Genomic DNA, 7,380 nt, shown 5'->3' on the forward strand with positions numbered 1-7,380 from the left:
CCGACAAAGGCGCCGACCGAGACAAAGGCGCCATGGCCGAAGTTGATCACATCCATCAGACCGAAGACCAGCGTCAGCCCCGAAGCCATGATGAAGATCATCATCCCCATCGCCAGCCCCGACACGGTCAGCGTCAGCCAGCTCGATCCCGAGGGGATCAACACCAGCCCGAAGACCATCAGCGCCGCCACGATCAATACGGGTGCGTATGGTTCCAGCCGTTCGGTCAGCGACAGGCGGGCCAGGGTCGGATTGTGTTCAGGTGCCGCGCTCATGCCCCGCCCCCCTGTTTCATCTCGCCAAAAATACTCAAAATCCTACCTCTCAACAGGCCCATCAGTGGTGGCCCTCCATGCTCAGCCCCATCAGGCTCTCTTGCAGTGCGGCATCGGTGGCCAGCGTCTTCATCTCGCCCGACCACACCATGCGGCCGTCATCCATGACATTGGCGCTGTCGCCCAGTGCCTTGGCGACGGCGAAATTCTGCTCGACCAGCAGGATCGAGGCGCCCTGGGCCTTCAGCTCGCGCAGGGCGCGGGCCATGGTGGTGATGATCGCCGGGGCCAGCCCCTTGGTCGGCTCGTCGATCAGATAGAGCCGCCGTTCCTCGATCATGGCGCGGGCGATGGTCAGCATCTGTTTCTGCCCGCCCGACAGGGTGCCGGCGTCGCTCTTCCAGAAGGTCTTCAGCGCCGGAAACACGTCGAACACCCAGTCGAGCCGGGCCGAGTTGATCGGCCCCGATACCGCTGCCAGCACCATGTTCTCCTCGACGCTGAGGTCCGAGAAAATGCCCATGTCCTCGGGCACGAAGCCGATGCCGAGCCGGGCGATCGCCGGGGTGGGCAGGCGGGTGATGTCCTCGCCGTCAAACAGGATGCTGCCCTCGTGGGCGCGCCAATGGCCGATGATGCTGCGCAGCGTGGTGGTCTTGCCGACCCCGTTGCGGCCCAAGAGCATGGTCACCGCGCCGCGCGGCACCGCCAGATCGACGCCCTGAAGAATGTGGTACTGGGCGATGTTGGTCTTGACCCCTTTGAGTTCGAGCATCATCTCAGACATCTTCCAGCTCCTTGCCCATATAGGCCTCCTGCACCACGTCCGAGGCCATCACCGTGGCCGGATCGCCATCGGCGGCCAGCGCGCCGTTGTGCAGCACGATGATGCGGTCGGCGAGGGTGCGGATCACGTCCATCTTGTGTTCCACCAGAAGAATGGCGCGATCCTTGCGGCCCTTCAGCTCGGCGATCAGGTCGAGCACCACCGGTGCCTCGTCGACCGACATGCCGGCGGTGGGCTCGTCGAACATATAGACCAGCGGGTCGAGCGCGATCAGCAGCGCCACCTCCAGCTTGCGCTGGTCGCCGTGGCTGAGCTCCGAGACGATCTGATAGGCCTGATCGCCCAGCCGCACCCGCTCGACGATCGCGCGCGCAGGTGCGGTCAGGTCGTCATGGCTCGAGGCCATGGAAAACATGTTGAAACCGCGCCCGGCCTTGGACTGGATCACCAGCCGCACGTTTTCCAAGACGTTGAGATTGGGAAACAGGTTGGTCAGCTGAAAGGCGCGGCCGATGCCGCGATGGGTGCGCTGGGCCACCGACATGCGGGTGATGTCGCGCCCATTGAGCCGCACCCGGCCCTCGCTGGCCGGGATCTGCCCCGAGATGAGGTTGAAATAGGTGGTCTTGCCGGCGCCGTTGGGGCCGACGATGGCGGTCAGCTCGCCGGGGCGGAAGCTGCAGGAGATGTGGTCGACCGCCACATGGCCGCCGAAGCGCACCGTCAGGTCGGTGGTTTCAAGAATAGGATGTGACATGTTCGTTCGCTGTTTGTGCCGGCCCGCCCCGGAGATGATCCGGGGCCTCATGCCGGGCGGGGTCCCGGGGCGGGCCCGGGACGGGGGAGGGCAGGTGGCCCGGGGGCCACCCGCCAGCCTTTGGCTTACTTGTTGCGGACCGGGATCGGCAGCTCGTCGATGCCGAGCTCGCGCACCAGTTCAGGCACCGCCCATTCGACGCCGTCCTCGACCTTGATCTTGAAGTGATACATCGATTGCAGCGCCTGATGGTCCTCGGCGCGGAACATCATCTTGCCCTTGGGCGTCATCCATTCCATGCCTTCCATGGTGGCAATCAGCTTTTCGGTGTCGGTGCTGCCGGCCTTGGTGATCGCTTCAACTACGGCGATGCCGGCCGCCATGCCGCCTGCGGTGAAGAAATCGGGCGGCGAGTTGTAGCGCTCCTGATGGGTCTTCACCAGCCAGTCGTTCACCTCGTTGTTGGGGTTCTCATAGTAGTAATAGGTCGCCCCCTCGAGGCCGGGGAAATCCTTGTAGGCTTTCAGGGCTGCAAGGATGTTGCCCCCGGTGGCGATCTCGATGCCGAAGCGGCTCGGATCCATGGCCTGGATCTTGCCCATCGGGTTGCCGCCACCGGCCCAGATGATGAACAGTTTCTTGTCGCCCTCGAGATCCTTCATGGCGTTGAAGATGCGCTCGGCGGCGGCGGTGAAATCGGTGGTGTCGGTGGGGGCGTATTCCTCATGCGCCACCGAATGACCCTGCGATTCCAGCGCTTCCTTGAAGGCGGCGATACCGTCGCGGCCAAAGGCATAGTCCTGCGCCAGCGTGGCGATATGCACGTTCTCGCCGGCCAGCGCGATGGCGTTGGCCACGGCGTCTTGGCTGGAGTTGCGCGAGGTGCGGAAGATATAGCGGTTCCAGTTGGCGCCGGTGATCGAGTCGGCCACGGCGGGCTCGACGATCAGCAGTTTTTCATATTCCTCGGCCACCGGCAGCATGGCCAGCGCCACGCCCGAGCTGACCGGGCCGATGGCAAGGTCGACCCCGTCGTCGCCATAGGCTTCTTCCAGCAGCGCCTTGCCGTTGTCGGGCTTCAGCTGGGTGTCTTTCTCGATCACCACGATCTTTTCGCCGTTGATCTCCATGGTGCCGCCGGTGGCATATTCCAGCCCCAGCATCAGCCCGTCATGGCTTTGCTTGGCATAGGCCTCGAAAGGGCCGGTCTTGCCGTAGATATGCGCGATCTTGATATCGGCCTGCGCCGCGCTGGCCAGGGCCAGAGCGGAGACGAATCCGCCCAGAAGCAATTTCTTCATAATGTCTCTCCCTATGCGCCGAGGCGCAAAAAACGCCTCGATCCCATTATGTGAATGGTAGGGGGAGCCCCGCTTTTGGGTCAACTTGGTGGAAATACGTAGTTCCCGATCAGCGCAGGGTCGCGGCGATTTCCTTAATGACTTCAAAGGCCAAGAGCAGGTCTTCGCGGGTGGCATCGACCTGGCCGGCCTGAAAGCGCAGCACCAGGGCGCCCATTGTGCGGGTCTGGGTCAGATAGATGCGCCCGTCGTCGTTGATCGCGTCGACCAGCCGCTGGTTCAGCGCGTCAAGGTCGCCCGCCCCCGCCGGCGCATAGCGGAAGGTGAAGAGCGACAGCACCGGCGCGGTGACGATCTCGAACTCCGGCTCGGCCGCCAGGAGCCCGTGCAGTTCCTCGGCCCAGGCGACGTGGTTGCGGATCATCGCTTGCAGACCCTCGAGCCCGTAGATGCGCAGCACGAACCAGATCTTCAGCGCCCGGAAGCGGCGGCCCAAGGGCACCGACCATTCGGAATAGTTGATGATGCCGTCATGGCCATGGGTCTTCAGATACTCGGGCTTGATCGCCAGCGTGCGCACCAGATCATCGGGGTTCTTGACGAAATGCGCCGAGCAGTCGAACTGCATGCCCAGCCATTTGTGGGGGTTGAAGACCACTGAGTCGGCCTTGTCGACGCCCTGCCAGAGATGGCGGAATTCGGGGCAGATCATCGCCGCCCCGGCCCAGGCGGCATCCACATGCACGTAAAGCCCATACTTCGCGGCGATGTCGCAGACCGCCGAAACATCATCGCAGCCGCCGGTGCCGGTGCCGCCGACGCAGGCGACGATGCCCGCCGGCTTCAGACCCTTGGCGATGTCGGCCTGAATGGCGGCCTCGAGCGCCTCGGGCTGCATCGCGCGCAGCGGGCCATGGGTCGGCACGCGGCAGAGGTTGTCCTGACCGATGCCGGAGATCCAGATGGCGCGATCGACCGAGGTGTGGACCTCGGCCGAGCAGTAGATGCGCAGGGTGTCGAGCCCGGCGAGACCCTTTTCATTGCCCTGCCAGCCCAGCGCGCGTTCGCGCATGGTCAGCACGGCGGCAAGGGTGGCGGTCGAGGCGCTGTCCTGGATGACGCCTTCGAAATGGTCCGCCAGCCCCAGCGACTGGCGCAGCCATTGCAGCATGCGGGTCTCCATCTCGGTGGCGGCGGGCGAGGTCTGCCACAGCATGCATTGCGGCGCGATCACCGTGGCCAGATAGTCGGCCAGCATCGAGGGCGGCGTGGCATTGGCGGGGAAATAGGCGAAGAAACGCGGGTGCTGCCAATGGGTGATGCCGGGCAGGACGATGTTTTCGAAATCGGCAAAGACCCGTTCCATCGGCTCTGCGCTTTGTGGCGGTGCCACCGGCAATTGCGCCAGGATCTCGCCCGGCGCAACCTGGGCGCGCACCGGGCGCTGGCGCAGGCCCTGATGATAGCCGCGCGCCCACTCTGAAATCCGGGCGCCCCAGCCTGCGAATTCATCCCATTTCATGACCCTATCTCCGATTTTTAATTAACAGGTTAACAAAAGAAAAACACGCCAAGCCTCTGTTAACAAGCTAAATCATATTGCTCTTGCAGGTTGTAGCGTGCATGAATGGCTTATGACGTCCAAGAAGAAATACCCCTTGACCAACCGTTCCCTGCCGATCGCGCTGCTGCGCGCCCGCGAACGCGTGATGTGGCCCATTCGCGGCATGCTGGCAGATGCCGGTGTCACCGAACAGCAATGGCGCGTGCTGCGCGTGCTGGATGAAGAGGGGCCGATGGACCCGACCTCGATCGCCGATCGGGCGGTGCTGCTTCTGCCCAGCCTGACCCGCATCCTGCAAAAGCTCGAGGACAAGGGCTATGTCACCCGTGAACGGGACGACACGGACCGTCGTCGGCAGATCATCCGCGCCACCGAGGCGGGCCGCGATGTCATCATGGCCAATCTCGACACCAGCCGCCGGATTCTGGGCGAGATGCGTGAGAAGCTTGGCGATGACAAGCACGAGGTTCTGATCGACCTGCTGAACGAGCTGACCGAGCTCGAAGCCTAGCCGCCGCAGAAAACCGCCGGGATTTGGGAGCGGGGCATGTTGCCTGCGCGTCGCCTGCGCCCGTGCCGTTACAGCTGCGCCGCCTGCGGGCGCCCCAGCCTGTCGAGCACATCCATGACCTTGATCCGGCAGGCGCCGCCGCGCCAGCCCTCGCCGAAAAACGCTTGGGGCAGATCCGGGTGCGACAGCAGCGCGCGTCGCCAGATGTGAACGATGATGCTGCGCAGCGTCGCCACCTGATGCGGCGACAGGGCGGGCGCGTCGAGCAGGCTGACGGAAAACCGGTCCAGAGCCCGCTCGAGATCGCCATAGGCCTGCGTGATCTCGGGGGTGGCGATCTTTTCCTGCACCCATGCGGGAATCTCCTGCGCCGCGCCGTGGAACACCAGGCTGTCGGGCAGGGCGGCGGCGCCGACCGGGCCGAGGAACAGCCCCGGCAGCACGGCGACGAAACCACGGTGGCGCATGTCGCGGGCGCGCTGGCCCTTGGGGCCGCCACCCGGTTCCAGCGCGCAGAGCTGCCATTGGCTTGGCAGGTCGACCTCGCGGGCATAGATCCGGGGCCGGGCCGCGGTGCTCTGTTCCAGCCCGAAGCGGGTCAGGCCGTAGAAGCTCGAGCGGCCCTCCTTGTGGCTGTCGATCCAGTCGTCGTTGCGCAGCCGGTGCAGGGCGACACGCATCGCCTCGGGCTTGATCGACATCGGTTCGGTGATGCGTGACAGGGCGGCGCCGCTGATCCGGTCGCCCGGAGTTCCGGCGAGATCGCCGAAGATGGTGACGATGATCGACCAGACGCGCTGATTACGGTTGTAGGTCAGCAGCTTGATGGAATCGTGAAACCACGTGTCGGAGTTGTTCGCCATGGCAGGACTCTAGTCCGGTGCGGCAGGTTTGGCCAGCACCGCCGACCCGCGCCCTGCGGGGTCGGCGGTGCTGCGCGGCTCAGTAGGCGTTCATGGTCAACAGCTCGTATTCGGCGACCAGCTCGTCGTCCTGATTGGTCAGGGTGACGTGCCAGCGCACCTCGCCGTAGTCCTCGTTGCGGGGGGTCTTTTTCTTCACCGTGAGGCGCACCTTGATGCTGTCACCGGCCGAGACCGGCTTCATGAAGCGCAGGCTGTCGAGGCCGGTATTGGCCAGCACCGGGCCTTCGTTGGGTTCGACAAAGAGGCCGGCGGCAAAGCTGAGCAGCAGATAGCCATGGGCGACGCGGCCCGGGAAGAAGGGGTTCCGCTCGGCGGCCTCCTGATCCATGTGGGCATAGAAGGTGTCGCCGGTGAAATTGGCAAAGAGCTCGATGTCGTCGAGGTTGATCTCGCGCGCGGGGCTGTTGAGGGTCTCGCCGATCGACAGATCGTGGAAGGTGCGGGTGAAGGGATGCGCGGGGCCGGTGATCTCGGTCGCGCCGGGCACCCATTTGTCGCCGATCGCGGTCAGGATGTCGGGCGAGCCCTGGATCGCGGTGCGCTGCATGTAGTGTTTCACGCCGCGCACGCCGCCCAGCTCTTCGCCGCCCCCGGCGCGGCCGGGGCCGCCATGCACCATATGCGGCAGCGGCGAGCCGTGGCCGGTGCTTTCCTTCATCGAGTCGCGGTTGTTGAAATAGAGCCGGCCATGGTAGGCGCCGGCGCCCATGGCGACCTCGCGGGCCACCTGCGGGTCATGGGTGATGACCGAGGCCACCAGCGAACCCATCCCCTTGTTGACCAGCGCGATGGCGTGGTCGAGATCGCGGTAGCCCATGATGGTGCTGACCGGGCCAAAGGCCTCGGTGTCGTGGATGCGCTCGGCCCGGTCCGGGTCGGCGCAGTGGAACAGCATCGGCGGCACGAAGGCGCCTTTCTCGGCGTCGGCTCCGTCAACGTCAAAGGCCTCGGGGTCGCCAAAGACGCGTGTTGCCTCGGTGCCGATGATCGCCGCCTTTTCCAGCACGTCGCGTTTCTGGCCATTGGAGACCAGCGCGCCCATGCGGGTGGTTTCCAGACGCGGATCGCCGATCCGGGTCTGGGCGAGACGCGCCGAAAGGGCCTCGATCACTGCCTGCACGGTGGTTTCCGGGGCGATGATGCGGCGCACGGCGGTACATTTCTGGCCCGCCTTGGTGGTCATCTCACGCTGGACTTCCTTGACGAAGAGATCAAACTCGGGCGTGCCCGGCTGGGCTCCGACCAGCTCCAGCAGCGCC

Annotated in this window: 7 protein-coding genes and 1 pseudogene; 1 reads left to right on the forward strand and 7 read right to left on the reverse strand. The window is 64.9% G+C overall.

All coding sequences use genetic code 11. The annotated features are described in order from the left end of the window. The 5 genes and pseudogenes from ABZD10_RS12060 to ABZD10_RS12080 form a co-directional block, all read right to left on the reverse strand. Nucleotides 1-275 (reverse strand): annotated as a pseudogene (locus ABZD10_RS12060) (branched-chain amino acid ABC transporter permease); the annotation flags it as partial. Nucleotides 276-336: 61 nt separating this feature from the next. After that, nucleotides 337-1,062, reverse strand: a complete 726-nt coding sequence (locus tag ABZD10_RS12065; RefSeq protein WP_372886794.1) for an ABC transporter ATP-binding protein — start codon at nucleotides 1,060-1,062, stop codon at nucleotides 337-339. Further along, a complete protein-coding gene (locus ABZD10_RS12070) occupies nucleotides 1,055-1,819 on the reverse strand; it encodes an ABC transporter ATP-binding protein (RefSeq protein WP_372886796.1) in 765 nt (254 codons plus the stop codon). The genes ABZD10_RS12065 and ABZD10_RS12070 overlap by 8 nt, the downstream gene beginning before the upstream one ends. 125 nt (nucleotides 1,820-1,944) lie before the next feature. Beyond that, a complete protein-coding gene (locus ABZD10_RS12075) occupies nucleotides 1,945-3,120 on the reverse strand; it encodes a substrate-binding domain-containing protein (protein WP_372886797.1) in 1,176 nt (391 codons plus the stop codon). 109 nt (nucleotides 3,121-3,229) lie between these two features. Beyond that, nucleotides 3,230-4,642 (reverse strand): aspartate aminotransferase family protein, encoded by a 1,413-nt coding sequence (locus ABZD10_RS12080; protein ID WP_372886798.1) that lies wholly within the window; start codon nucleotides 4,640-4,642, stop codon nucleotides 3,230-3,232. Nucleotides 4,643-4,754: 112 nt separating this feature from the next. On the opposite strand from ABZD10_RS12080, the gene hpaR reads away from it, so the two are divergent. Next, nucleotides 4,755-5,195 (forward strand): homoprotocatechuate degradation operon regulator HpaR, encoded by a 441-nt coding sequence (hpaR, locus tag ABZD10_RS12085; protein ID WP_372886799.1) that lies wholly within the window; start codon nucleotides 4,755-4,757, stop codon nucleotides 5,193-5,195. 68 nt (nucleotides 5,196-5,263) lie between these two features. Here hpaR and ABZD10_RS12090 read toward each other — a convergent pair whose 3' ends face one another. Both ABZD10_RS12090 and paaZ read right to left on the reverse strand, forming a co-directional pair. Continuing rightward, nucleotides 5,264-6,058 (reverse strand): PaaX family transcriptional regulator C-terminal domain-containing protein, encoded by a 795-nt coding sequence (locus tag ABZD10_RS12090; protein WP_372886801.1) that lies wholly within the window; start codon nucleotides 6,056-6,058, stop codon nucleotides 5,264-5,266. Nucleotides 6,059-6,137: 79 nt separating this feature from the next. Beyond that, nucleotides 6,138-7,380: phenylacetic acid degradation bifunctional protein PaaZ (gene paaZ, locus ABZD10_RS12095; protein ID WP_372886802.1), on the reverse strand; the 1,243-nt coding region annotated here is incomplete at its 5' end.

The sequence above is a fragment of the Shimia sp. genome (assembly GCF_041624275.1).
Classification (GTDB): domain Bacteria; phylum Pseudomonadota; class Alphaproteobacteria; order Rhodobacterales; family Rhodobacteraceae; genus Shimia.